At 73.3% G+C, this 24,061-nt stretch carries 25 protein-coding genes; 12 read left to right on the top strand and 13 right to left on the bottom strand.

Annotated elements, in window-relative coordinates:
• Positions 1-76 precede the first annotated feature (76 nt).
• Positions 77-505, bottom strand: a complete 429-nt coding sequence (locus ACFU5F_RS13160; RefSeq protein ID WP_383886141.1) for a rodlin — start codon at positions 503-505, stop codon at positions 77-79.
• Between the two features lie 174 nt (positions 506-679).
• Positions 680-1,108 (bottom strand): rodlin, encoded by a 429-nt coding sequence (locus tag ACFU5F_RS13155; protein WP_383886140.1) that lies wholly within the window; start codon positions 1,106-1,108, stop codon positions 680-682.
• Between the two features lie 252 nt (positions 1,109-1,360).
• Here ACFU5F_RS13155 and ACFU5F_RS13150 point away from each other — a divergent pair, with 252 nt between their 5' ends.
• From ACFU5F_RS13150 to ACFU5F_RS13140, 3 genes are all read left to right on the top strand, one after another.
• Positions 1,361-1,768 carry a rodlin gene (locus tag ACFU5F_RS13150; protein ID WP_383886137.1) on the top strand — a complete coding sequence of 136 codons (408 nt, stop codon included), beginning with the start codon at positions 1,361-1,363 and terminating at the stop codon, positions 1,766-1,768.
• A 253-nt stretch (positions 1,769-2,021) separates the two neighbouring features.
• Positions 2,022-2,279, top strand: coding sequence for a chaplin (locus tag ACFU5F_RS13145; RefSeq protein WP_383886134.1), 258 nt, complete (start codon positions 2,022-2,024; stop codon positions 2,277-2,279).
• A gap of 108 nt (positions 2,280-2,387) precedes the next feature.
• Positions 2,388-3,392, top strand: coding sequence for a chaplin (locus ACFU5F_RS13140; protein ID WP_383886131.1), 1,005 nt, complete (start codon positions 2,388-2,390; stop codon positions 3,390-3,392).
• A 50-nt stretch (positions 3,393-3,442) separates the two neighbouring features.
• Here the strand turns inward: ACFU5F_RS13140 and ACFU5F_RS13135 are convergent, their stop codons facing one another.
• Positions 3,443-4,702 (bottom strand): NAD(P)-binding domain-containing protein, encoded by a 1,260-nt coding sequence (locus tag ACFU5F_RS13135; RefSeq protein WP_383886129.1) that lies wholly within the window; start codon positions 4,700-4,702, stop codon positions 3,443-3,445.
• Positions 4,702-5,997 (bottom strand): ATP-grasp domain-containing protein, encoded by a 1,296-nt coding sequence (locus tag ACFU5F_RS13130; protein WP_383886127.1) that lies wholly within the window; start codon positions 5,995-5,997, stop codon positions 4,702-4,704. The genes ACFU5F_RS13135 and ACFU5F_RS13130 overlap by 1 nt, the downstream gene beginning before the upstream one ends.
• A 173-nt stretch (positions 5,998-6,170) precedes the next feature.
• On the opposite strand from ACFU5F_RS13130, the gene ACFU5F_RS13125 reads away from it, so the two are divergent.
• On the top strand, positions 6,171-7,577 hold the full coding sequence (locus ACFU5F_RS13125; RefSeq protein ID WP_383886124.1) for a glycoside hydrolase family 26 protein: 1,407 nt from the start codon (positions 6,171-6,173) through the stop codon (positions 7,575-7,577).
• A gap of 22 nt (positions 7,578-7,599) precedes the next feature.
• On the opposite strand, the gene ACFU5F_RS13120 is transcribed toward ACFU5F_RS13125, so the two are convergent.
• The 9 genes from ACFU5F_RS13120 to ACFU5F_RS13080 are packed head-to-tail and all read right to left on the bottom strand — an operon-like array spanning position 7,600 to position 18,393.
• Positions 7,600-8,781, bottom strand: coding sequence for a GNAT family N-acetyltransferase (locus tag ACFU5F_RS13120; RefSeq protein WP_383886122.1), 1,182 nt, complete (start codon positions 8,779-8,781; stop codon positions 7,600-7,602).
• Positions 8,778-9,446, bottom strand: coding sequence for a lipopolysaccharide biosynthesis protein (locus ACFU5F_RS13115; RefSeq protein ID WP_383886120.1), 669 nt, complete (start codon positions 9,444-9,446; stop codon positions 8,778-8,780). The genes ACFU5F_RS13120 and ACFU5F_RS13115 overlap by 4 nt, the downstream gene beginning before the upstream one ends.
• Complete coding sequence (locus ACFU5F_RS13110) at positions 9,443-10,591, bottom strand: glycosyltransferase (RefSeq protein WP_383886117.1); 1,149 nt, start codon at positions 10,589-10,591, stop codon at positions 9,443-9,445. The genes ACFU5F_RS13115 and ACFU5F_RS13110 overlap by 4 nt, the downstream gene beginning before the upstream one ends.
• A gap of 7 nt (positions 10,592-10,598) precedes the next feature.
• Positions 10,599-11,348, bottom strand: coding sequence for a polysaccharide deacetylase family protein (locus tag ACFU5F_RS13105; RefSeq protein WP_383886114.1), 750 nt, complete (start codon positions 11,346-11,348; stop codon positions 10,599-10,601).
• The gene (murJ, locus tag ACFU5F_RS13100; RefSeq protein WP_383886111.1) at positions 11,332-13,179 is read right to left on the bottom strand and encodes a murein biosynthesis integral membrane protein MurJ; all 1,848 of its coding nucleotides are present in this window, start codon (positions 13,177-13,179) and stop codon (positions 11,332-11,334) included. Before murJ ends, ACFU5F_RS13105 begins: the two co-directional genes overlap by 17 nt.
• Entirely contained in the window at positions 13,176-14,513 is a 1,338-nt protein-coding gene (locus tag ACFU5F_RS13095; RefSeq protein ID WP_383886321.1) for an O-antigen ligase family protein, read from the bottom strand. Before ACFU5F_RS13095 ends, murJ begins: the two co-directional genes overlap by 4 nt.
• A gap of 11 nt (positions 14,514-14,524) precedes the next feature.
• Positions 14,525-15,976, bottom strand: coding sequence for an exopolysaccharide biosynthesis polyprenyl glycosylphosphotransferase (locus ACFU5F_RS13090; RefSeq protein ID WP_383886108.1), 1,452 nt, complete (start codon positions 15,974-15,976; stop codon positions 14,525-14,527).
• The gene (locus ACFU5F_RS13085) at positions 15,973-17,145 is read right to left on the bottom strand and encodes a glycosyltransferase family 4 protein (protein ID WP_383886105.1); all 1,173 of its coding nucleotides are present in this window, start codon (positions 17,143-17,145) and stop codon (positions 15,973-15,975) included. Before ACFU5F_RS13085 ends, ACFU5F_RS13090 begins: the two co-directional genes overlap by 4 nt.
• 39 nt (positions 17,146-17,184) lie before the next feature.
• On the bottom strand, positions 17,185-18,393 hold the full coding sequence (locus tag ACFU5F_RS13080; RefSeq protein WP_383886102.1) for a DUF3344 domain-containing protein: 1,209 nt from the start codon (positions 18,391-18,393) through the stop codon (positions 17,185-17,187).
• Positions 18,394-18,700: 307 nt separating this feature from the next.
• Between ACFU5F_RS13080 and chpG the strand changes: the two genes are divergently transcribed.
• The 8 genes from chpG (at position 18,701) to ACFU5F_RS13040 (ending at position 23,986) form a co-directional block, all read left to right on the top strand.
• Positions 18,701-18,940, top strand: coding sequence for a chaplin ChpG (gene chpG / locus ACFU5F_RS13075; RefSeq protein WP_046708543.1), 240 nt, complete (start codon positions 18,701-18,703; stop codon positions 18,938-18,940).
• Positions 18,941-19,128: 188 nt separating this feature from the next.
• The gene (locus ACFU5F_RS13070) at positions 19,129-19,941 is read left to right on the top strand and encodes a hypothetical protein (protein ID WP_383886098.1); all 813 of its coding nucleotides are present in this window, start codon (positions 19,129-19,131) and stop codon (positions 19,939-19,941) included.
• 197 nt (positions 19,942-20,138) lie between these two features.
• Positions 20,139-20,429 carry a hypothetical protein gene (locus ACFU5F_RS13065; RefSeq protein ID WP_383886096.1) on the top strand — a complete coding sequence of 97 codons (291 nt, stop codon included), beginning with the start codon at positions 20,139-20,141 and terminating at the stop codon, positions 20,427-20,429.
• A 205-nt stretch (positions 20,430-20,634) separates the two neighbouring features.
• Positions 20,635-21,132, top strand: a complete 498-nt coding sequence (locus tag ACFU5F_RS13060; protein ID WP_383886093.1) for a DUF5949 family protein — start codon at positions 20,635-20,637, stop codon at positions 21,130-21,132.
• A complete protein-coding gene (locus tag ACFU5F_RS13055; protein WP_383886091.1) occupies positions 21,132-21,737 on the top strand; it encodes a vitamin K epoxide reductase family protein in 606 nt (201 codons plus the stop codon). The genes ACFU5F_RS13060 and ACFU5F_RS13055 overlap by 1 nt, the downstream gene beginning before the upstream one ends.
• A gap of 338 nt (positions 21,738-22,075) precedes the next feature.
• Entirely contained in the window at positions 22,076-22,585 is a 510-nt protein-coding gene (locus tag ACFU5F_RS13050; RefSeq protein ID WP_383886088.1) for a hypothetical protein, read from the top strand.
• A 92-nt stretch (positions 22,586-22,677) separates the two neighbouring features.
• Positions 22,678-23,136 carry a tyrosinase family oxidase copper chaperone gene (locus ACFU5F_RS13045; protein ID WP_383886086.1) on the top strand — a complete coding sequence of 153 codons (459 nt, stop codon included), beginning with the start codon at positions 22,678-22,680 and terminating at the stop codon, positions 23,134-23,136.
• Positions 23,120-23,986 carry a tyrosinase family protein gene (locus ACFU5F_RS13040; protein ID WP_383886084.1) on the top strand — a complete coding sequence of 289 codons (867 nt, stop codon included), beginning with the start codon at positions 23,120-23,122 and terminating at the stop codon, positions 23,984-23,986. The genes ACFU5F_RS13045 and ACFU5F_RS13040 overlap by 17 nt, the downstream gene beginning before the upstream one ends.
• Positions 23,987-24,061 lie beyond the last annotated feature (75 nt).

Below are 24,061 nucleotides of genomic sequence, written 5' to 3'. Positions count from 1 at the left end.
TCCCGGCTCGTGCCGGGGCACGGCGAAGCGGGCCGCCGATGAATCGGCGACCCGCTTCGGTGTGTCCGGTGGGGTGTCAGTGGTGCTTCGCGCCGTTGCCGCCGCCGTTGCCGTTCCCGTTGCCGTTGTCGGACAGGATCGGGATGTCGGACAGGATGTGCGACAGCGGCTCGTCGCCCTTGGCCTGGGTGGAGTTCTCGGTGCACTGCTGGTTCTGCGGCGCCGACAGGATCGGGATGTCCTGGAGGGCGACTCCGACGGCGCCGATGCCGCCGACGTTGAGCTTGGCCGGCAGGCCGATGCAGGGCTTGTTGAGCGAGCCCTGGACCAGCGAGAGCTGCGGGCTCATGTCGCCCTTGGTCACGGAGTTGCCGAACGCCTGGCTGGCACCGTTGCCACTGAACGACGTGGTCCCGCCGTCGTCGGCGAGGGCCTGGGGCGCGACGCCGGCCGCGAGGCCGGTGATGGAGGCGGCAACGGCCGCGGTAGCCCACAGCTTCTTCATGTTCGATCCCTTTCGGAAAGCGGACTCCGTTGCGGAGTTGCGCCCTGATCAACAGGACATCCGGCCAACGGTTGCGCCTATTGCCCCGATTGGCGCAGTAAGCGGCTTATCGTGACGCTCTGGTGGCGCGGTGGGCCGCCGAGCGGTCGGCGGCCCACCCGCACGGTCGTGGTGTCAGTGCTTCTTCGCGGTGTTCCCGTTGTTGTTGTTGCCGTTGCCGTTGTCCGAGAGGATCGGGATGTCCGACAGCAGGTGGGACAGCGGCTCGTCGCCCTTGGCCTGGGTGGAGTTCTCGGTGCACTGCTGGTTCTGCGGCGCGGACAGGATCGGGATGTCCTGGAGGGCGATTCCGGCGGCGCCGATGCCGCCGACGTTGAGCTTGGCCGGCAGGGCGATACAGGGCTTGTTGAACGAGCCCTGGATCAGTGCCATCTGCGGGCTCATGTTGCCGTACGTCGCCGAGTTTCCGTACACCTGGTGGGCGTCGTTCCCGCTGAAGGTCGTGGTGCCGCCGTCGTCGGCGAGGGCCTGGGGCGCCGTGGCGGCCGAGGCTCCGACGACGGAGGCGGCGATCGTCGCTGCGGCCATGAACTTCTTGATCACTTGCGATTCCCTTCTGGAAGAACCCCGTTCCACCGGAGCGCCATGGACAACTCCCCCCGGACTTTCCGGTTGCTCTGATTCACTCCGTCGGCCCACGCGAGGGAGTGAATGAGGGGGCGCGCGAAGCGTTTTCGATCCCCGGGAATTCCCGTCATGAGCGGGCCGAACGGGTGATGTGCCGAAACCGCCGCAGGTGTCCGGCCGTTGCTGCCAGAGCATGGACCCGCGGGTCCGCCAGGAAAGGAATGCGAAATGCTCAAGAAGGCAATGGCCACAGTCGCGGTCGCCGCTTCCCTCACCGGCCTCGCGGCCGCCACCGCCACCCAGGCGATCGCCGACGACGGCGGGACCACGTCCTTCAGTGGCAACGGTGCCAGCCAGGCGTTCGGCAACTCCGTGACCAAGGGCGACATGAGCCCGCAGCTCTCGCTGGTCCAGGGCTCGCTCAACAAGCCCTGCATCGGCCTGCCGCTCAAGGCCAACGTCGGCGGCATCGGGGCCCTGGGCGTGGCCGCCCAGGACATCCCGATCCTGTCGGCCCCGCAGAACCAGCAGTGCACCGAGAACTCCACCCAGGCCAAGGGTGACGAGCCGCTGTCGCACATCCTGTCCGACATCCCGATCCTCTCGGACAACGGCAACGGCAACAACAACGGCTGACCGCCGGACCGAAACGCGGCCCGGGCCGCCCGCACGGTACGTGCGGGCGACCCGGGCTTGTCGTCGTTCGCCGCATGGGCCGATCGGGTGCCGTCGATAAGACTGTTCGACAATATTGCGGGGCGATCGGGTGAATTACCCTACCCCCCGCGTTCCTCAGTTTCCTCCGGTGTCTATTCCTCGTTCGCAGACTGCGGGTCATGATGCGAGCCGTTCATGCTGTGCTCGCTCGGTTTCGGCCGTCAATTGAGGCATGACCGCAGAGAAGGGAAATGACGTGAAGCTCAAGAAGAGCGCTGCTGTCGTCGCGGGCGTGTTCATGGCCGTGGGTCTGGCCACCCCGGCCGTCGCGGACGCGGAGGCCCACGGCGCGGCCATCGGCTCCCCTGGTGTCCTCTCGGGCAACGTGGTGCAGGTTCCGATCCACATCCCCATCAACGTGTGCGGCAACACCATCAGCGTCATCGGGCTGCTCAACCCGGCAGCCGGAAACATCTGCGTCAACGACTGACGTCGTAGCGCATCGCAGCAGCCGTTCGGCTGTGCCTCAGCCGGTCTTGGAGTGTTCGCAACGGCTCCAGGACCGGCTTTTCCCACTTCTTCGAGCAGGAAGAAAGAGATGCGACAGGACCTGCGCAAGAGAATGGTCGTGGCCGCAGCGGCGACGGGACTGCTGTCCCTCTACGGCACGCCGGTGCTCGCGGACACGGGCGCGCACGGCGCCGCCTCGAACTCGCCCGGCGTCGCGTCGGGCAACGCGGTCGAGGTGCCCGTCACCGTCCCGGTGAACGTCTGCGGCAACACCGTGGACGCCGCGTCCCTCGGCAACCCGACCATCGGCAACGAGTGCGGCACCACCGGCGACCACGCCCCGGAGAACGCCCGCAGCGCTCAGAGCCCCCAGGACGCCCCGCAGCGCCACACCACCCCGGTGGCGGAGCCCGAATACGTGCCGGCCCAGGCAGCGGACCCGGAGGACTCCTGGGAGCAGGCGTACGAGGAGTACACCCGGCCGGACGCGTACGAGGAGCCCTCGCGGCCGGAGACGTACGAGGAGTACGACCAGCCCGCGCAGCACCCGCAGAACGTGCAAGACGAGGGCCACGGCGACGAGGGCCACGGCGACGAGGGCCACGGCGACGAGGGCCACGGCGACGACGGCTACGGGAACGACGGCTACGGGAACGACGGCGGATCGCAGGGCGGTCACGACGACACCCCGGGCGACTACGGCGACGCCCCGGACACCGAGGTCGGTTACGGCGACACCCCGCCGACCAAGCCCCCGCACCAGCCGCCGACGAAGCCGCCCACGACCAAGCCGCCGACGAAGCCTCCGGTGACCGCGCCCCCCACGACCAAGCCCCCGACGGGCCACCCCAGCCCCACCGGCAAGCCGCCGACGACCAAGCCGCCGACGAAGCCTCCGGTGACCGCGCCCCCCACGACCAAGCCTCCGACGGGCGGACCCTCCACCAGCCACCCCCCGACGGACCACCCGCCCACCCTCCCCGAGACCGGCAGTGACCGTGAGGTCCTGCTCGCGGCCGGGGCCGCCAGCCTCGCGCTGATCGCGGGCGGGGGCATCCTGTACCGGCGGGGCCGGGCCGCTTCCGGTCGTTGAGCCACGGCGGGTGCCGGGACGCGCAGCGCGCCGCCCGGCACCCGCCTGCGTCAGGGCCCGGAGGTGGACGCCAGGTCCGCCCGCGCCCCCGGCACCGGGATCCGCCCGCCCGGCACGCCCGCGCGCAGCCGCCGCCGTACCCCCCGGACCAGGGTCGGCGCCGTGAACGACGCGCCGTGCACGAAGCGCATCGCGGGACCGAAACCGGCCGCGGTGGTGAGACCCGCGAGGAACAGTCCGGGCACCGATGACTCGAAGTCCCGCCCGACCGAGGGGGAGCCGTCGGCGAGCGGCACCAGCTCCGCGCGTACGTCACCGGCCAGCAGGTCCAGCCGCTCACAGGTGGCCCGGAACCCGGTGGCCGCGATGACGTGTTCGGTGTCCAGCGAGGTCAGCTCACCACCACGGCCGACCGTCTCCAGACGTACGGCACCGCCGGTCTCGTACGCCACCGCGATCTCCTGGCCGAGCCGGACCTCCACGGCCGGTTCGACGCGGTCGCGGATCCACCAGGCGCCGGCGGGGCCGAGCGCCTCGGCCGCGGTCCGCACCCGTCTCGCCTCCGGCAGACGGCGGTACCAGCCCGGACGCTCCGCGTAGAACCAGTTGCGCCAGCCGCAGCCCAGACCGCTGTGCGGGGAACGGACGGTGGCCCACGGCCGGCGCTCCAGCGGGGGTGGGACGTCGTTCCAGCGGAGCGTGCCGGCGCGGGCCAGCACGCGGACGCGCGTGCCTTGTTCGGCCAGGAGCGCGGCCGTCTCCAGGGCCGCCTGGCCACCGCCGACCACCGTGACGTCCCTGCCCCGGAAGCGGGCGAGATCGCTGTGGTGGCTGCTGTGGGAGACCCGCTCGGGGGACAACCCGCTCAGGACGGCGGGCACTTCGACGAACGGGACGACCCCGACGGCGAGGACGGCCGTACGGGCGCGGACCGTCTCGCCGTCGTCCAGCACCGCCTCGAAACCGCCGCAGCGACGCCGCAGCAGCGTCACCATCCGTTCGTCGACGGGCGGAAGGGCGTTGCGGGCGAACCACAGGCCGTACGAGGCGAACGTGCCGACCGGGATCGGCCGGCCGTGGCGGGCCTCGAAGCCCTGCTCGGCGCAGTACACGTCGAGCCGCCAACGCCCCTCGGGATCGGACAGGTTGGACGCCCAGGGCTCGGACTTGAGGAACATGCCGGGCGGCATGTGGTCGCGCCAGGACGCCATGGGACGGCCGAGGACGCGCAGGCTGAGCCCGGCGGCCGCGGCGTGGGACGCGATGGACAGGCCGTACGGGCCGGCGCCCACCACCAGCAGGTCGTACATCAGGGGCTGCTCGCTTTCTCGTTCTCGGCGCGGTTGTCGGCACTGCTCCCGGCGCTGCCCTCGCCCGGGGCGTGGTCGCGCTGGAGGGGGAGGGGCGTGCGGGGTGCCAGGAGGCGGCCGAGCGCGTGGCGCGGCCACAGCGACCACAGCGCGAGGCCGGGGGCGCGGTCGTCCCGCGCGTACCAGGCCAGCTCGCGCGCGTGCGGGCGGGACGGCGGGTACGGCAGGGGCGGTCGGCGCAGCGCGGTGAGCGGCGCGTAGTTCTCCACGACGAACGTCCGGCCCGGCACGGGCGATCCGGCCGGCACCCGGCGGCCGGTCAGGTCCAGATGCAGGGCGCGGACGACGTCCATGCCGGCCGTGTCCGTGAAGAGGCGGAACTGGGCACCGGGACGCGGATTGAAGTCGAGCAGGTGGTAGGCGCCGGTGCGGTCGTCGCGGCGGAAGTCGAGGTCGAACACGCCCCGGTAGCCGAGCGCGTCGGTCAGCCTCTCGGCGAGCGCCCGCACCTCGGGGTTCGGGGTCCAGTGGCCGACGGTGGTCAGGCCCGCGCCGCGCGGCCAGGCGCCCAGCTTGCGGCCGGGGCCGCCGGCGCGCACGACCCCGGCGCGGTCGGCGTACCCGTGGAAGAACCAGTCGCGGTCGGGCCCCGGTGGCAGGAACGCCTGGAGGAGCAGCCGACTGCCGGCCTGCCCCGAGTGCCGGTACAGCGCCGCGGCCTCCCGGGCCGAGTGCACCATCGTCGTGCTGCGCAGCCCCGCGTCGGCGGGCAGCAGCCACGGGCGGCTCCACTTCGCCACCACGGGCAGACCCAGTTCCCGCGCGGCGGCCGCCGCCTCCGCCGGGCTGCCGGGGAGCGCCGTCGCCGGGTGGGCGAGGTCCAGGCGCCCGCACAGTGCGGCCAGTTCCGCCTTGTCTGCCACCTGTTCGGCGAGCGTGGCGGGCACGGCCGGCAGCAGGTACCGGTCCGTCAGCTCCTCGCGCAACCGGCCGGTGGCCACGGCGCTCGCGTCGTCCAGGGCGACCAGCACGGCCGGCCGGCCGACCCGGACGGCCACCCGGCGCAGTACGGCGGCGAACTCCTCGGGGCAGGCCCCGAGGCGGGGCGGCGCGTGCGTCGCGTGGAGGAACCGGGAGCTGCGCACGGGGCTTCCCGCGCAGTCGGCGACCAGGTGCACCTCCACACCGGCGCGCCCCAGGGATCGTACGGCGCCCAGTGTTCCGTGGTGGAAGGGATTGCGGTCCGTTCGCAGCAGGACGGCCGGAACGCGGGTGTCGAGTGGCGACACGTTCATCTCGTCGGGGTCCTCGCACATTTCTCTGACGTCGGGTCACCCGTGCGGGCGATTCGGGCACCCGAAGGCCGCAGCCCCGGTTGGCGGAGTTCGTATTCGTATGACTGATTGTCAGTAGGTGGAAATCGGCGGCGGAAAGCAGTGAAGTGAACAGAGCGGAGAGGGGAGCGGACATGGCTCCACAGCAAGGGCGGCCCTGGCACAGGAGGGCCCGCGACAGACGGCTGGCGCTCGTCGCGGCCGGCGTGGTCGCGTCGTTCGCCCTCGCGTCGGTGCCGGTGTACGCGGTCGGCGCGGTGGGCCGGGTGACAGACCCACCGGCACCGGCCGTCCCGGCCACGCCCACGGTCCCGGCGGCACCGGCCGCCGTCACCCCGGCACCGGCCGCCCAGACACCGGTCGCCCAGACGTCCGCCCCCGCCGTCCCGACGGCACCGGCCGCGCCGAGCGCCTCCGTCCCGTCGTCGGCCGGTACGCCCGTGCCGGCCACGCCCTCCGGGACCCCGAAGGTCCCCGAGCAACTGCCGGCCATCGGCGCCTATCTGCACTACGGGCCCCGCGGCGTCGCCCGGATCGCCGAGCTGAGCGACTGGCTGGGCGGCTCCGACCTGCGGGTGGCGCACACCTACCTGCCGGGCGACCGCTGGTCCAACATCGAGGGCCTGCCCGGTTTCCTGGACTCCTGGGCGGAGTGGCGGCGTGACGAGGACGACCGGATGTTCGTCCTCAACGTGCCCATGATGGAGCGCAACGAGGAAGGCGTCTCCGACGCCGAGGTCCGCGGGCTGCTGCGGCGTGCCGCCGCCGGGCAGTTCGACCACCACTACCGCCGGCTCGCGGAACGGCTGGTCGAGCTGAAGATCCCGGACACGGTGATCGTGCTCGGCTGGGAGATGAACGGCATCACGTACACCCATCGCTGCGGGCCGGACCCGGAGAGCTGGAAGAAGTACTGGAACAGGATCGTCACCACGATGCGCGCGGTGCCGGGCCAGAAATTCAAGTTCGACTGGACCCCGAACCGGGGCCGGGACGCCATTCCCTGGACCCAGTGTTATCCCGGGGACGATACGGTCGACATCATCGGCATGGACTCCTACGACCAGCCGCGCGGCATCACCTTCGACGAACAGGTGAAGGAGCCGTACGGTCTGCAGGCGCACGTCGATTTCGCGAAGGAGCACAAGAAGCCCATCTCCTATGCGGAATGGGGACTCTTCCGCAACGGCGACAACCCGGAGTACATGCGGCGCATGCTCGCCTGGATGGACGAGCACAAGCCGCTCTACAACACGCTCACGGACTACTGCCCGCACGGTGTCTGGCAGTGCGCGAGCAACCCGAAGGCGGCGCAGGTGTACCGGTCGATGCTCTTCGGCCGCGACACGGACACGGCCGCGACACCGACCCCGACGCCCACGCCCACCCCGACACCGAAGCCGGTCCCGACGCCGAAGCCGGCTCCCACCACGCCCGTTCGCCCGCCGAACTGTTCGCCGCTGGAGCTGGGCGACTGGGTGGAGTACTGGCTCGGCGGGAAGCTGTGCGTCCGTACGGACTGGTGGTCGCGCTACCGGTGACCCGGATCCGGCGGCGGGCCGCTCAGGGCCCGCCGCCACCGCGTTCCTTCCGCTCCGGCCGGTCTCTTCGCTCCCGGTTCTGCTCGGCGTCCTTCCGTGCCCGCCACCGGTGGACGAGCTCCTTGCCCCGCAGGCGGGCCGCCGCGTCGCAGGCGACCGCCGACAGCAGGGGCGCGGTGCGGCGGCGGGCGAGCAGCAGCCGCTGGTTGACGACGGTGTCCGGGCGCCACCGCAGCTTGTACGGCTCGGCGCCCCGCAGCAGGCTCAGCACCTGGTGGACACCGGAACCGACATGCCCGGCGCAGGCGTTGAGCAGCATGGTGGCGACGTCCGCCTTGCGTTCGCGCAGGCGTGGATGGGCGCCGTAGAGGTAACCGCCCGCCAGCCGGCGCGACAGCAGGGTGACGTCGACGGCCAGGACGTCGCCGCCGAGCCGGAACTCGGTCACCACCGCGTCCCCCGAGCGCACCATCGGCCCGACCGCCCTGGTCAGGTGTTCGGAGAAGCGTGGCCGCATGTGCTCGGTGGTCACCTTGCGGTCCTGCCACTGGAGGCGGTGCAGGTCGAGCATGGTCCGGAGGGCCGCGTCCACCTCGTCGGCGCCCACCGCCCGCGGCTCGATGCCGAGGTCACCGAGCTTGCGGAGCTTGGCGCGCACCCGCTGGGCCCGGGAGCTGGGCAGCCGCTTCAGCAGCTCGTCCATGGGCTGCGCGGGCAGCTCCAGACAGACGGAGTCGGCCACCTTGCGGCGTGGCCCGGGCCAGCGGTCGTAGATCTGTTCGACGGCGGCGCCCGGCCGTACCTCGCGGAAGTCGATCAGCGCGGTCCGGGCGGCGGTCGACAGTCCCTCGGCGAGGGCCGTCGACGCCTCCTCGGCGTACTCGTCGTCGACGATCACGTCCGCGAAGTCCGAGATCGGGCAGCCGAGCGGGACGAGGGCGGGCAGCGGGCGCCGGACGAGCATCAGCGGGGCGACCGCGCGCAGCTCGTCGCCGTCGCGGACGACGACCAGCCGAAGCCTGCCGGGGGTGCCGTACGACAGCCACCAGGAGTGCAGCCAGGCATGGTTCTGGAACGGAGTGGCCGTGCCGCACCGCCGGTACAGGCGGTCCCAGGGCCCGGACAGCTCGCCGAACTCGCGCTCGTCGGTGCAGAGTTCGGCGCGCAGGGTGGTGCTCGCCCCCGTGTGCAGGATGCTGCTCACAGCTGGCCGTGGGCGTCGGCCGCGTGAGCGGGACCCGGCACAGAGGCCGTCGGCGGGGTGTCGGGGGTGCGCCGGGGCCGGATCAGCAGGGCGAGCCCGCCGAGCAGCCCGCCCGCCGCGGTCCCCACCAGTCCGGTCACCGTCGGCGACGCCGAGGACGCCTCGGTCGGCCTGGTCGCACGGGCGAACTGCTGCAGTTCCACGCGCGTGGACCGCTGGGTGTCGTTCGCGTGCCGGGTCAGCGCCCGGGAGACGGCGTTGGCCATGTCTGCGGCGACGTCCGGCCGCGAGGAGGTGGCGGAGACGGCCACCATCGGCGCGTCCGGCGAGGTCGCCGTCCGTACGTCCTTCCGCAGCGTCTCGATCGGCACTCCCGCCCACACCTGGGCGTCCCCGAGCACCGCGACCTGGGTCGCCACCCGCCCGTACGCCTGCGCGAAACCGAGCGCCGACTGCGTGTCCGACCCCTCGCCGGGCACGACGACGACATAGCTGGTGGCGGTGTAGACGGGGGCCTTCACCACGCCGTACGCGCCCCCGGCCACCCCGCCGAGCAGGGCGCCGGCCGCGAGCAGGGACCAGGGGGGCAGGGACCTGCCACGGGCGCCGTGGGCCGGTCCACGATGAGAACTCTCGGGCAAACGTTCGGACGTACGGTCGGTCATACGGAACTCACTCCCAGGGGCGGGGTCGGCGAGGGCGTGCGGGAGACGGCGGCCGCGTACACGTCCATGAGCTGGGCGGCGCTGCGGGTGATGCAGTAGTGCTGGGCGGCGGCGGGGACGGCTCGGGTGCGCGCGCCCTGCGCGCGGAGCTCCACCAGGGCGCGCACGAACGACTCCGCGCCCCCCTGGACACGGCGGGCACCGGCGGTCGCGTCCGGCGGCAGGTCCTCGATCGCCGGGCAGGAGACATAGAGCACGGGCAGCCCGGACGCCATCGCCTCCACCACCGCGAGACCGAAGGCCTCCTCTGCGCTGGGCGAGGCGAGCACGTCCATGGCGTTCATCAGGGAGGGCAGATCCGTGCCGGGGGCGCCCGCGGCCGGCCGCTCCCCGGTGAGGAGCACCCGGTCGGCGACCTGGGCCCGCTGGGCGGCCCGCCGCAGCACGCTCTCCTCCGGCCCGCCGCCGACGATCAGCAGCCAGTGGTCGTCGGGCAGCCGGCCGAGGGCCCGGACCAGCACGTCGAACCGTTTGCCGGCCGCGAGCCGCCCGACACCGCCGACGACGTACGCGCCCTCCGGCAGTCCGAGCCGCCGCCGGGTCAGCTCGCGCAGGTCCGGGTCGAAGCGGAAACCGGCGAGGTCGATGCCGTTGGGAACGACCTCGATCCGGGGGGCCGGCACCCCCCAGCGCCTCAGCCGGTCGGCGACGGTCGGCGAGACGGCGACCGTGGACCGGCCGAGGCGCTCACTGGCGAGATAGAGGGCGCGCACCCCGGCGGACAGCCGGCGCCCCTCCATCTGCGAGTCGCCGAGGGAGTGCTCGGTGGCGACGACCGCGCGGACCCCCGCCAGCCGGGCGGCGATCCGGCCGTAGACACAGGCGCGGTAGAGGTGGGTGTGGACGAGGTCGTAGCCGCCTCGGCGGATCAGTCGCACCAGACGGGGGAGCGCGGCGAGGTCGCGGTTGCCGGCCATGCCCAGGTGGGTGACCCGGACCCCGTCGGCGGTGAGACCGTCGGCGACCGGGCCCGGGTTGGTCAGCGTCACCACGTCGCAGTCGACCGGCAGATGACGCAGCAGCAGCCGCAGTTGCTGCTCCGCGCCCCCGACACCGAGGCCGGTGATGATGTGCAGCGCCTTCACGTCGGCCTCAGACCCCCTCGACGGGACGCCGGCGCAGCCGGTGCAGCTTCCGTTTCAGCAGCAGCCGCAGGGCGGTGTCCTCCTCGCCGATGTGCACCCGGGGCAGCGCGTACGGGCCGTTCAGCGGGCCCGGGTCGATGGCGCAGGCGTACGCGTACCCGGCGTCCCGCACGGCGTCGGCGGCGCGCCGGTCGAGGGTGCCGTACGGGTAGCAGAACCCCTGGACGGGAGCGCCGGTCAGCTCCGCGAGCACCGCTCTGCTGCCGGCGGTCTCGGCGCGCAGGGTCTCCTCGTCCGCCTTCGTGAGGTCGACATGGGTCAGCCCGTGCGAGCCGACCTCGATGCCCTCCGTCGCGGCGGCCGCGCGGATGCCCTCCTCGTCCAGCAGCGGCTTGCGCGGGCCCAGCGGGTCCCAGGCGTTCTCGCCGCCGAGCCGCCCCGGCAGCACGAAGACGGTGGCCCCGAAGCCGTGGGCGCGCAGCAGCGGCAGCGCGGTGCCGACGAAGTCGACGTATCCGTCGTCGAAGGTCAGCCCCACCAGGTTCCGGCCCTCGCCCCGGGCGCGGGCGGCGAGCAGTTCGGCCATGCCGACCCCGCGCAGTCCGCGCCGCCGCAGCCAGCCGAGCTGGGCGTCGAGGCGGTCGGGCGAGACGGTGATGCGGTAGGGGTCGTCGGAGCAGTCGCCCACCGAGTGGTACATCGCCACCCACAGCGGGGCGGTGGTGGTCTTCGCTCTGGGGTCAGCGGTTACGGACATACGGCAGCCTTCGTGTGACGGAACGGAGTGCGGGGGTGACGCCGGAGGCGCCCAGGGCCGAGGCCAGCAGGACGAAGACGAGGGCGACGACCGCGCCGCCGACGGCGAGGCCGAGGACGGGGGAGTCGAACCGGTCGGCGCAGTACATCCCCACCACGCCGGCGGCCACGGCCGCCCGCGCCGGCCGGGTCATCTCGCCGACCACCCGCCGGGTGCGGATCGGCACCGCGCGGCCGCGCATGCCGTGCAGCAGGAGCAGGGCCGTGAGGGTGATGCCGAAGGCGTTGGCGGCGGCGATGCCGAGGACGCCCCAAGAGTCGACGGTCGCCGCGCCGATCCACGAGGTGGCGACGATCCCGGCGGCCATCGCGGCCAGCGGGTACCAGGTGGGCCGGCCCGCCGAGAAGTACGAGCGGACCAGCGCGCTCACCAGGGCGTGACCGAGCAGCCCGAGGGCGTAGACCCGCATCACGGCGGCGGTGGCGGCCGTGTCCCGTGCGGTGAACGCGCCTCGCTGGAACAACAGTTCGACGATCTGCGGACCGCAGGCGAAGATCGCCGCCGCGCCGAGCAGCACGATGCACGACACCAGCGCGAGGTCCTTCTCCACCCGGCTGCGGGCCCGCTCGGTGTCGCCCTCCGCCATCGCCTGCGCCACCACCGGCAGCGTGACGGTGCACAGCATCAGCGAGAACGTCATCGGGATCTGGGCGACCTTCTGCGCGTAGTTGAGATGCGAGATGGCGCCGGCGGGCAGCGTCGAGCCGAGGAAGCGCTCGATGAGGACCTGGGACTGCCGGCACAGCGCGAAGAGCAGAACGGTGGTGATGAGGGTCAGCTCGACGGGCCGGGCGGCGTTGTCGTCCGCGTCTCGGGCGTCCGCACCCAGGGCGTCGGCGCCCTGGGCGTCAATGGCTCGGGCGTCGGCTTCGGAGGCGGGTGCCTCGGGGTGCACGGGTGCCTCGGGGCGGTCGCGGTCCCGCTTCGAGCGGTGCAGCTGCCGCAGCAGGGCCGGCAGCTGTGTGGCGATCATCAGCACCCCGCCCACCGCGACACCCAGGGCCGCCGCCCGCACCCCCCAGCGTCCGCCCAGCACGAACATCGCCGTGATGATCCCGACGTTGTACGCCACGTAGATCGCGGCGGGTGCCACGAACCGGCGGTGGGCCCGCAGGGCCGCGCTGCAGTAACCCGCCAGGCCGAAGGTCAGGACACAGGTGCCGGTCAGCCGGGTGCAGTCGACGGCCAGCCGGGGGTTGGGCAGCCCGGGAGCGAGCGCCTCGACGAGATAGGGCGCGCCGAGGATGAGCAGGACGGCCGACGCGGCGAAGGCCAGCGCCAGCCGGGGCAGCGTCGAGGCGACCAGGGCACGGACCGGGTCGGGGGCCGCGCCGCCCCTGGCCCGGCGGGCCACCGCCACGCTGAACGCGGGCACCAGCACGAAGGCCATACCGTCCTCGATCAGCAGCGTCGCCGCGAACTCCGGCACGGTCCACGCCACCAGGAACGCGTCCGTCTCGCTGCCGGCCCCGAACAGATACGACAGCGCCTGGTCCCGGCCGAGTCCCAGCAGCGCGGCGGCCGCCGTGAGCGCCGCCGTGACGAGCGTCGCCTTCGCGAGGAAACGCCCCGAGGGCGGCGCGACCTCCGAGGGCTCGGCGGCCCGGGCGCCGGGCACCGTCGGACTGGGGGCCGGCGGAACGGGGGCGGAGGGGGGCGAGGGGGACGGCACCTGGCCGTCGGCGCCGGAGACCGGAGCCGGCCCGGCCGGAGCCGGCCCGGCCTCGGCCGGGAGCGGCGGAGGTGTCTGTCGCGGAGGCGTCGCGGTCATCGTGCCCCGGCCCCCTCGGGGACGCGGGACGTGACGACCCCGGCCGGGGCGGCACCCGCGGCGGTACGGTCCGCCAGCGCCCACCACGCCACGAGGCCGAAGCCCACCGCGGTCAGCACGGTCGTCGGCCCGCCGATGTCCGCGTACACGAAGTCGACCAGCACCCAGGCGATCAGCCCACAGGCGACGAGCCCGCAGTCGTACCCGCCGGTCCCGCCGCTCCGGGTCTCGCGCCGGGCCCGCACCAGCCCCCGTACCCCGCACAGCGCCAGCGCCAGCCAGCACCCCGCGAGCGCCGTCAGGCCGATCAGACCCTGCTCGCTCAGGACCAGCAGGTACATGTTGTGGGGGGAGAGGAGCGGCTGCTTCTGGTAGGCGGTGCCGGCACCGGCGATGTCGCTGCCGGCGGACAGCGCCAGTGAGGCGTGTCCGTCACGGTGCTCGGGGAAGCCCTTCAGCCCCACGCCGGCCAGCGGCTGCTCGCGCCACATGTCCTCGGCGGCGGCCCACATGGTGTACCGGTCGGTGACCGACTGGTCCGGCGCGTCGGCGACCTGGGTGATGCTGCTGATCCGGTCCTGGAGCATCGCGGACCCGATCCCGAGGCCTCCGACGAGGACCACACCCACGGCTGCGACGGCCGCGCAGACCACCACCGCCCGCCGCAGCCCGGCCAGCAGCACCTGCAGTCCGCACGCCGCCGCCGTGGCGATCCACGCGCCCCGGCTGAACGACACCGCGAGCGGCAGCACCAGCAGCACCGAGCAGGTCACCGCCCAGGCCCGCTGCCGCGTCGTCGCGGGCGCCAGCGCCAGCCCGACCGCGCACACCAGCCCGAACGACACCACCGTCGCCATCCCCATGACGTCCCCGGCCCCGAAGGTCCCCACGGCCCGGATGTCCTCACCGGCGTAACTGGCCCCGGTCCCGGTGGCGAACTGGTGCACCCCGACCGCGCCTTGCCACAGCGCGAGCCCCACGAACGACCAGGCGACCACCCGGAAGTCGGCCCGGCCACGGACGCAGACCAGCACCGACACCGGCACCAGCACGAAGATCTGGAGATACCGGCCGAACCCCTCGACCCCGGCCCCGGGGTCGCCCGCCCCGACCGCGGCCAGCGCGAGCCCGGCCACCGGCAGCCCGAGGACCACCGCCGCCGTACGGGTCAGCGGGCGCCGCCGGTCCCGCACCAGCCGTACGGCACACCACAGCACCAGCAGCCCCGAGACGGCGTCGGCCGGGGTCGCGCCGCCCTCGGCGCCCTGGGTGACGGGCAGCGCGAGCGCGGCGACCACGGCGACCACGGGCAGGACGGGCGCCGCAGCGCGCAGAGACGTCAAGGTCAGCTCCCCGTGGGGCGGACGAGCGCGGCGGCCGTGCGCACCAGGATGCAGAGGTCCTGCCACAGCGACCAGTTGTCGATGTAGGCGTTGTCGAAGCGGGCCCGGTCCTCGATGGAGGTGTCGCCGCGCAGACCGGTGACCTGGGCCAGACCGGTGATCCCGGCCCGCATCCGGTGCCGGGCCGCGTATCCGGGGTAGGTCTGGCCGAACTTGGCCACGAAGTAGGGCCGTTCGGGGCGCGGGCCGACCAAGCTCATGTCGCCGCGCAGCACGTTCCACAGCTGCAGCAGTTCGTCCAGCGAGCTGCGCCGCAGGAAGCGGCAGAACCAGCCCATCTCCCCGTCGTTCGCCACGCTCCACCGGGTCGCCGCCTCGTGCGCGTCGGCCGGGCGGTGGGTGCGGAACTTCAGCAGGGTGAACGGCAGCCCGTCCCGGCCGATCCGCTCCTGCCGGAACACCACCCCGGGTCCGTCGCCCAGCCGCAGTGCCACCGCGCACACCAGCAGCAGCGGGCTCACCAGCAGCAGCAGCGCCCCGGACACGACCACGTCCAGCAGCCGCTTGCCGACGGCCTCATGAGTGATCGTCAGTTCGAGCCGCCGGCAGGCGAACCCGGCGAGCAGCTCGGTCGAACCGTCCCGGTCGTACGACGGGGTCTCGGGGTCCACCTCCCACAGCGCGCAGCCGTCGTCCTCCAGGGTGCGCAGCAGCGGAGCGCGTTCGGTGCGGGAACCGACGACGAGCACGGCCTGGACGCCGTTCTGCACGGCCGCCCGCCGCACCTCCTCGGGGGTGGTGAGCACGGGCAGCCCCTCGGTCCCGGCCGCTTGGTCGGCGACCACACCGACGGGCCGGATGCCGCACCCGGGGTGGCGCAGGAACGCGGCGGCCACGCGCTGCGCGGTCGCCGCCGGGCCCACCACCAGGGCCGCGCCGGGCCGTCTGACCAGGGCCCGGCGCCGGTGCCAGTGCACCGTGCCGCGGCCGATGCACGCCGCCGCCGAGTGCAGGGCGCAGCCGAGGGCCAGCTCATGGGCGGCGAGCGCGTGGTCGGGGGAGTGCGCGGCGACTCCGGCGCCCAGCACGCACCAGCCGAGCACGATCCGTCCGCACACGGCGGGCAGTTCGTCGAGCACGGCGGGCACGGCGGGGGGCCGGTACAGGCGCGCGCGGGCGTTCAGCACGGCCACGGCCAGGGCCAGGACGGCGATCATCAGGGGCCGCCCGGGAGTCATGTCGTCGGTGAGGACCAGCACCGCGAGCAGCGCCGCGCCGCCGTCCGCCGTCAGCAGCGGCAGTCCCGAGGGAGGTCGGGCGACGGGCCGCCGGCCGGCCGGGAGGGCCGGGCCGGCGGTCTCGCGCGCCGGGACCACCGAGACGGACGAGCCGCCGAACTCGCGTTGTTGTCCACCGGGGGCGTGGACGGTGCTTTCCGTACGTTCCGCAGTCACGTGTGGATGGACTCCCTGCACTCGGTGGCTTTCCCGCGTCGGCCGTCCGCACCGCCGAGCAGTTCGCGGTACACGTCCGCGACGGCCTTGTTCGTGTGCCGCACGTCGTGCGTGGTCAGTACGTGATGGCGGCCCTGGTGGCCGAGCGACTCGCGCAGCGGCGCGTCGAGCAGCAGACGGGCCACGGCCCCGGCGAGGGCGGCGGGGTCCTCGACGGGCACCGGCTCCCGGCCGGGCGGCAGACTCTCGCGGGCCCCGTCCACATCGGCGAGCACGACCGGCCGCCCGCACGCCATGGCCTCCAGCGGCGCCAGCGCCATGCCCTCCCACCGCGACGGCAGGACGACCAGATCGGCGGCCCGGTACCAGGGCGCCGCGTCCGTGACAGCCCCGGCGAACAGCACGCCCTCGGGAGCCAGGGCCCGCAGCCGCTCGGCCTCGGGTCCGTCGCCGACCAGCACCAGCCGCGCCGCCGGCACCCGCCGCAGCACCTCGTCCCAGGCCGCGAGGAGCACGTCCTGCCCCTTCTGCCGGCACAACCGCCCCACGCACACCACCAGCGGGGCGGCCGGATCCACCCCGGCGAGCAGCGGGATCCCGGCGCGTACGGTGTCCGCGGCGTCGGGGGAGAAGTGCCCGGCGTCGACCCCGTTGGGGATCACCGTCCACCGCGCCCGTACCCCGGCCCGTTCCCCGGTCACCCGCTCGGCCTCGCTGACGCACACCACCCGGGCGGCCCAGCGCGCCCCCGCCCGTTCCCAGCCGCGCGCCAGCGCGGCCATGACGCCGTCCACCGCCTCGAACGACCAGGCGTGCGGCTGGAACACGGTCGGAACGCGGCCCCGGACGGCGAGTCGGCCCGCCAGGCCGGCCTTCGCGCTGTGCAGGTGCACCAGGTCGGGCCGCACGTCGTCGAGGATCCGCCGCAGCCCGCGCACCTCGGACACGAGCGCGGCGCCCGGCGACCGGGTCGCCGCCCAGGGCCGCACCTCCGCGCCGAGCGCCCGCAGGGCCGGGGCGAGCGGCCCCTCGGGGCAGGCCACCGTGGTGGGCAGGCCGTCGGCGAGCCGGGCCCGCACCAGGTCCGTCACGACACGGGCCACGCCGCCGTCGACCGGCTGGGTGACGTGCAGGACCCGCGAAGGAGGGTCGGTTGGTGACAGTTGCATGCGGGTTCCTTGCTCGGAGGCGGCGCCGGGCGGCGCGCGTCACGGCTTGGCGTCGACGGCGACGAAGAGCGCCCCGACCCAAGCCGCATCCCGCTGCGAAACGAGCCGGAAGGCCAACTGGTCACCGCCGCGCCGGATTTCGTCGCCCAGTTCGAGAACATCCGAGTCGTATCCGAGGGTGTTCGCGTACGCCGGCGCCCGCCCGGCGGCGAGGGCCGCCGGCTCGCTGATCGTGGAGTTCAGGACGTCGTCACGCGGGTTGGCCGCGTCGCCGAGCGCGACGGCCGGGCCCCGCCCGGTCGAAACGGTGAGCGAATCGCCCCGGCTGCCCCGGTCCCCGTTGTAGGCGACCAGACCCACGGTCCCGCGCGCGCGTTCGGGCAGTTTCATCGTGACCGGTCCGACCCGCTGCTCGCCGCCTCGCGCGAGCGCGTCGAAGCCGTCCCACATCGCCAGGTGCCGCAGCGGCTCCGCCGCGTTCTCGTAGGCCACCATCAGGGTCCAGCCGCCCCAGGCGCCGGCCGCCGAGCGGCCCATGGCCACATTGACCTGCGCCACCGTGTAGAGCCCCGACCCGCTGGACCGCACCAGCTTCGTCACGTCCGCCGAGGCCTGGAACGCGTCGGCGCCCCGCGCCACCCGGTGCCCCACCACCGAGTCCGCGAGCACCTCCTTGTACGCGCCGCCGGGCTCCGCGATCAGCACCCGCCCGTTGTCCTTGGGCGGCTTCTGCTCGCCCACCCGCAGGTTCCCGCCCCAGTACAGCCGCGCGTACGACACCCGCGCGCCCGGCGGCAGCCGAACCTCGCCCCGGCTGGAGTTGTAGGTGTTCGGGTCCCGGTCAACGTCGATGTAGAACATGTCGAAGTCGCCGTTGACGGCCGTACGCCCCGCGCGCGCGTCGGCGCACGAGGACGTCGCCGGAGGAGTGGGCGCGAGCACCGGGGGTGCGGCCGGTGCCGTGGCGGGCGCGGCCATGAGGGGGGCGGGGGCGACAGTGAGGGGGGAGGCGGAGGCCGTCGGGGGGACGGCCGTCGGCGTCACGCGGCAGGTGATCGAGGAGTTGGCCGCGCGGACGATCCCGCCGTGCTGCAGGGCCCGGTACCGCTGCCCGAACGCCAGCCGTTCGGCCTCGGGCGAGGGCGCGGGCGGCGCCGCCGTCGCGGGAGCGCCCGGCCCCCAGAGAGCGGCGGCGGCACAGCAGCCCACCATGGCGCGACGCAGCAGAGGACCCGGGTGAATTCGCATGACCGGCGGTGCCCTTTCGGGAGCTCGTTCGGGTGCTTGACGGGGGAATGCCGCGGACCGTCGAAGGGCGGAAAATGTGCGGATCTGATAAAGGCCGCGGTGTTGTGGGGATATGCGCAACTCTATCCCTCTATGCGTACTTGTCTACGTAACGTGCCTGCTGTGTCGGATGTGTCGGATCGGTGAAGCGGGCGTTCTGCGAGATCACTCCTTTGGAGGCACAACCCCGGGCGCATGCCACGCGTTGACTCACCGCCGGGCACCCCCGCCCGAGTGTTTTTGCATCAACTCCAAGGAGCACCTCTCCATGTCGCGTATCGCGAAGGGCCTGGCCCTGACCTCCGTTGCTGCCGCGGCCGTGGCGGGCACCGCCGGCGTCGCCACCGCCGACAGCGAGGCGAAGGGCTTCGCCGCTCACTCCCCGGGCGTGCTGTCGGGCAACGTCGTGCAGGTTCCGGTGCACGTGCCGGTCAACGTGTGCGGTAACACCATCAACGTCATCGGTCTGCTGAACCCGTCGTTCGGCAACAAGTGCTTCAACGACTGACGTTCGAGGACTCGCGTCCCCGCACTGACGTCCCCGCACTGACGTTCGCGCGTTGAACACGAACCGGCCGTTCTCCCACGGGAGGGCGGCCGGTTCGTGTTGCTCCGGATGGGGCCCATCGGTTGCAGACGGCGATCACTGATTTCACGGTGAACAGAAGATCCCTCGCACCGATGAAAGGAACATCCATGCGTGTTCTGCCCGTACGGCGTCTCGCGGTCTCCGCGCTCTGCGCCACGCTCCTCCTCGGAGTCTCCGCCCCGGCCGCCCTGGCCGCCGACGTCGGTTCGGCGCCCGAGCGTGCCCGGTCGGCGGCCCCCGTCCCCGGCGCGGACGCGCTCCAGGCCCAGCTCAAGGGGCTCGGCGACCTCGGCGGCGTGCTGAAGCCGGTGACCGATCTGCTCGACGCCGTACTGAAGGCGGACGACGGCCGGCTCTCCGCCGACCGGGCGGCCGAGCTGGGGAAGGCCGCGCGGGACGCCATCGACAAGGCGCGGGCGAGCGCTCCGGCGACCCAGCCGGTCGTCCCGCCGGCCCTTCCCCCGGTCGCCCTGCCGGTGGACCCGGCCCCGCCCGCCGCGACCACGCCGACGGTCCCGGCGGCCCCGGCCGTCCCCGTGGTGCCCGCCGCCCCGGCCGTCCCCGTGGTGCCCGCCGCCCCGTCGGCGCCGCAGTCGGCCGTCACGTTGCCGGCGTTCGACCGCGTCCCCGCGCGTCTCGGCAGGGTCGCGGCGGACCCGGTGACCGACGCGCTCGCCGCCCTGCGGACGGCGGTCGACAGCCTGCTCGAGGCGGCCACCTCCGGTGACCTCGCCCAGGTGCTGCCCGCCGTCAACGGCGTGGTCGCCGGTCTGGTCCAGCTCATCGGGGCCATTCTCCTGGGCAGCGGCCTGCCCGCCCCGATCGCCCTGCCGCCCGTGCAGCCCTCCGCGGAACTGCCGGCGACGCCCGCCACGGACACGCTGCCGGTACAGGCGCCGGCAGTGCCGCCCGCGCGCTGAGGGCGACAGGGAGCTGCCGAGGTGCGGCGACGGCGAGGGCGGCACGGCCGAGGTGGGCCGTCCGGGTCGATTCGGGGCCCGTTTCGTATGACCTGTTGTTCGGCGTCAGATATGACCTGTCCCGAACGGGGTTTCCGTCGGCGCGAGGGCTCGTTGGACACGGCGCAGTGCTTCCAGTAGCCGAGGAGAGGAACACGATGAAGTCGCTGAAGGCCGCCGCTGTCGTCGCAGGGTCCATGGCCATCGCCGGTGCCGCCGCGCCGGCCTTTGCCTACGACGCCACGGACGTCACGCCCACCAGCCTCAACGGCGCGGTGAACACGCTCTTCAAGGGGCCCATCGAGCCCGCTCCGCTGCAGCAGCAGTCGAACGCGCTCGACACGGAGAACAAGGACTCCGTTCTCCACACGGTGAGCGGCGCGACCAAGGCCCTCAACTCCCCCGGCGGCGCCACCCGGCTCCTCGGCGGCCTGCCCCTCCAGGGCTGACATTTCCTTGTGCGGCCCACCGGGCCGGTTCCGCGAAACCGCGGAACCGGCCCGACGCCTTTCCGGTCCTCTTTCGCGATCCCCGGACGGGTGAATTCCCCACTGTTCGAGGCGTGTCCCTCTTTCGTGTGGTCGGTCGTCGCCTGTCGCCCGGTCGGGTGAAAAGGCGGCCGAGTCGTTTGGCGGGCGTGGATAGGGTTCCGCGGTGACTTCAACTTCCGCTGAAACCCGCCCTTTCCGTCCCGCCGACCTCGGCACGCTCGTCGTCATGGCGTGGAGCGGTGAAGCCCCCGACGGAGACATGCCCTATCTGCTCGCCTACACCCTGGGCGACGGCCGGAACGGCCCGGAGGGTTCCACGGCCGCCGTGGCCGATCTGCTGACCAGCCTCGGCCTCTCCATCGGGGAGAAGGTCGTCGACGGCACCGCCAACTCCAGCCTGCCGGTCACCCTGCTCGTCGAGGCCGGCCAGGCCGTCATCACCCTGCCGCAGCTCAACGCCCAGTGCCCGGCCCCGCCGGAGTGGCTGACCGCCGTCGCCGCACGCGGCTTCGCCTACCTGCTGTTCGCCACCCGCCCCTGGCCCGAGGCGCGGCCCGGCATGCCCGTCGAGCCCGAGGCCCTCGCCGCCTTCGCCGGCGACACCGAGACGCTGACCAGCGCCGCGCACGTCCTCCTGCCGGCCCGCAGCCTGCGCGGCTGATGGCCTCTCCGGCAGGGCGGCCGACGCGTACGGCCGGCGCCGGGCGGGCCTTCGCGATCCTGCTGCTGATCACCGGCGCGGCCGGGCTGCTCGCGTCCTGGGTCATCACGATCGACAAGTTCAAGCTGCTGGAGGACCCGAGCTTCACGCCGGGCTGCAGCCTCAACCCGGTGGTCTCCTGCGGCAACATCATGACGAGCGACCAGGCCTCCGCCTTCGGGTTTCCCAACCCGATGCTCGGCCTGGTGGCCTACGGCATCGTCGTCTGCGTCGGCATGAGCCTGCTGGCCGGAGCGGTCTTCCCGCGCTGGTACTGGCTGACCTTCGGGGCGGGCACCCTGTTCGGGGTCGGCTTCGTGACCTGGCTGCAGTTCGAGTCGCTGTACCGGATCAACTCGCTCTGTCTGTGGTGCTGCCTGGCGTGGATCGCCACGGTCGTCCTCTTCTGGTACCTGGTCTCGTTCAACGTCCGCAACGGCTTCCTGCCCGCGCCGGCCTGGCTGAGCGGTTTCCTCGTCGAGTTCACCTGGGTGCTCCCGGTCCTGCACCTCGGAGTGATCGGGATGCTGATCCTGACCCGTTGGTGGGATTTCTGGACGAGCTGACCATGTGATCGGCGGGCCGGTGATGCAATAGGGAAATGGTGCAGTCGGCCCCTGTGGCGATGATTAATACGGGTCAGCAGATCAACCGTGCGGGAATGGGTGACGCCAACGGGTGGCAGAGGGTTGATGCGACAATGATCCGGTAGGCCTCTCGGACTATTGCGGCAGTCGGGCGAATCTTGAACTGAGGGAGATCCCCGGATCGTTCACCCGGTACGGGCGCCGAGCCCCGCAGGACGGCTCGCGCACGCCGATTCCGATTCCGAATCCGTCGATCCGGTCGATTCCCGCGATCGCCGGTCCTGGATCCGCCCATTCCTGAAAGGGACCGTACCGAGATGAAGCCGACCACACGAGGAACCCTTGCCGCCGTCGTCACCGGTGTGGCGGCCGCGATGGGTGCCTCCGCCGCCCCCGCCGTCGCGGCCGAGACGGTCCCCGTCCCCCTGCCGCTCGAAGGGGTGGAGCACTCCCTGAACGTGAAGGCGCCCAAGCTGAGCGGGGAGCTGCCGCTGCTCATGCCGGGCGCTCCCCAGGGCGGCCCGAAGTACGTCGAGGGGCGCCTGCTGCCCGCGAGCAGCCTGCCGCAGGTGCCGCTCGGCACCGCGCTGCCGGGCCTGAAGGCCGAGACCCCGCTGCCCCGGCTCGTCGGGGAGGGCTTCGAGCGGGTCGGCCTCGACGCCCCCGCCGCCGACCTGCGGACCCTGACCCCCGGGCTGAACGTGGACACTCCGCTGACCGCGCCCGACCCCCATGGGCTGGGCCTGCCCAGCCTGAAGGACCCCCAGGTGGCCGTGCTCGCCCCGCTGCTGCGGACGGCGCCGACCGCGAACCTCGGGCTCGTCTGAGCCCGCGGCGCCACGACAGACGAGGCCCGGGGCCGGACCGGCCCGGGCCCGGCCGTCCGGGGGTCACCGCTATCGAACACGACGAGGAGAGAGTGTTGTTCGTCAGCAGAGTGACGGTGGGCCCCGAAGCCGGCCGGAGCAGAACGCGCCGCAACGCGCTGCGCGCCCTGGGCGCGTCGGCCGTCGCCCTGGCCGTGGCGCCCGTCGTCGCCGCCGCGTGGCCCCGCCGGTCGGCGCGGCCCGGCGAGACCGACTTCGACGAGATGTACCGGGGCCGCCGTATCCGCGGGGTCGAGGCCGAATCGGCCCAGACGGCCTACCTGGGGGCCCGGGCACCCGGCCCCGGCGCGTGGGACGTGACCATCGACGGGCGCCCGCTGCACCTGATGCGCCGCGCGGACGGCACGTACCTGAGCATGATCGACCACTACCGCTCGTACCCGACGGCCCTGGCGGCGACCCGCGCAGCCGTCGAGGAACTGGGGGCCACCCAGCGCCTGCGCGTGGGGGAGACGGCGGAAGGAGCGGTCGGCCATGGCCTACACCCGTAAGGACGTCAGCACGCTCACCCGCACGGAGCGGCGGCGGTTCGTCAACGCGCTGCTGAAGCTCAAACAGCGCGGCGAGTACGACGAGTTCGTGCGGATGCACATCGACCACTACGTCTCCGACGGCGACGGCGGTCTGCGGACGGCCCACATGGCGCCCTCCTTCCTGCCCTGGCACCGCCGGTTCGTGCTGGAGCTGGAGAAGGCGCTGCGCCGGATCGACGACTCGGTGACCGTGCCGTACTGGGACTGGACACGGGACCGTACGACGACGTCGGTGCCCTGGACCGCCGATCTGCTCGGCGGCAACGGGCGGCGCTCCGACCTGCGGGTGACGACCGGCCCGTTCGCCTACGGGACGGGCCGGTGGACCATCACGGAGGGGCTCACGGACATCGAGTACCTCACCCGGGACTTCGGTTACCCGCGCAACCCCGTCGCCCTGCCCACCGCCCGTGACCTGGACGGTGCCCTCGCCGAGCCCGTCTACGACAAGGCTCCCTGGAACTCGGTCACCCGCGGGGGCTTCCGCAACCGGCTCGAAGGGTGGGGCCAGGGGACCGGCAACGGCTCCTGGCTCAACCACAACCGGGTGCACCGGTGGGTCGGCGGGCACATGGTGGGCGGTGCCTCCGTCAACGACCCCGTCTTCTGGCTGCACCACGCCTTCATCGACCTGCAGTGGACCCGCTGGCAGCAGCGCCACCGGGGCGCGCGCTACCTGCCGGCCAAGCCGCCGGGCAGGGGCGAGTCCCAGCGGGGGCGGATCGTCGCGCGCGACGAGCGGATGTCGCCGTGGAACGTGACGCCGGGTCAGCTGGAGTCGATCGGACACGTGTACCGGTACGGGTGACGGCCTGTTCCGGTCTGGTCCGGTCAGTTCCGGTCAGTTCGGGAACGACGCGAAGCCCCCGACGGTGTCCCACCG

This window comes from Streptomyces sp. NPDC057438 (assembly GCF_042802995.1).
Lineage (GTDB): Bacteria > Actinomycetota > Actinomycetes > Streptomycetales > Streptomycetaceae > Streptomyces.
The sequence above is the reverse complement of the archived record's forward strand: the minus strand, read 5'-3'. Positions and strand labels throughout refer to the sequence as shown.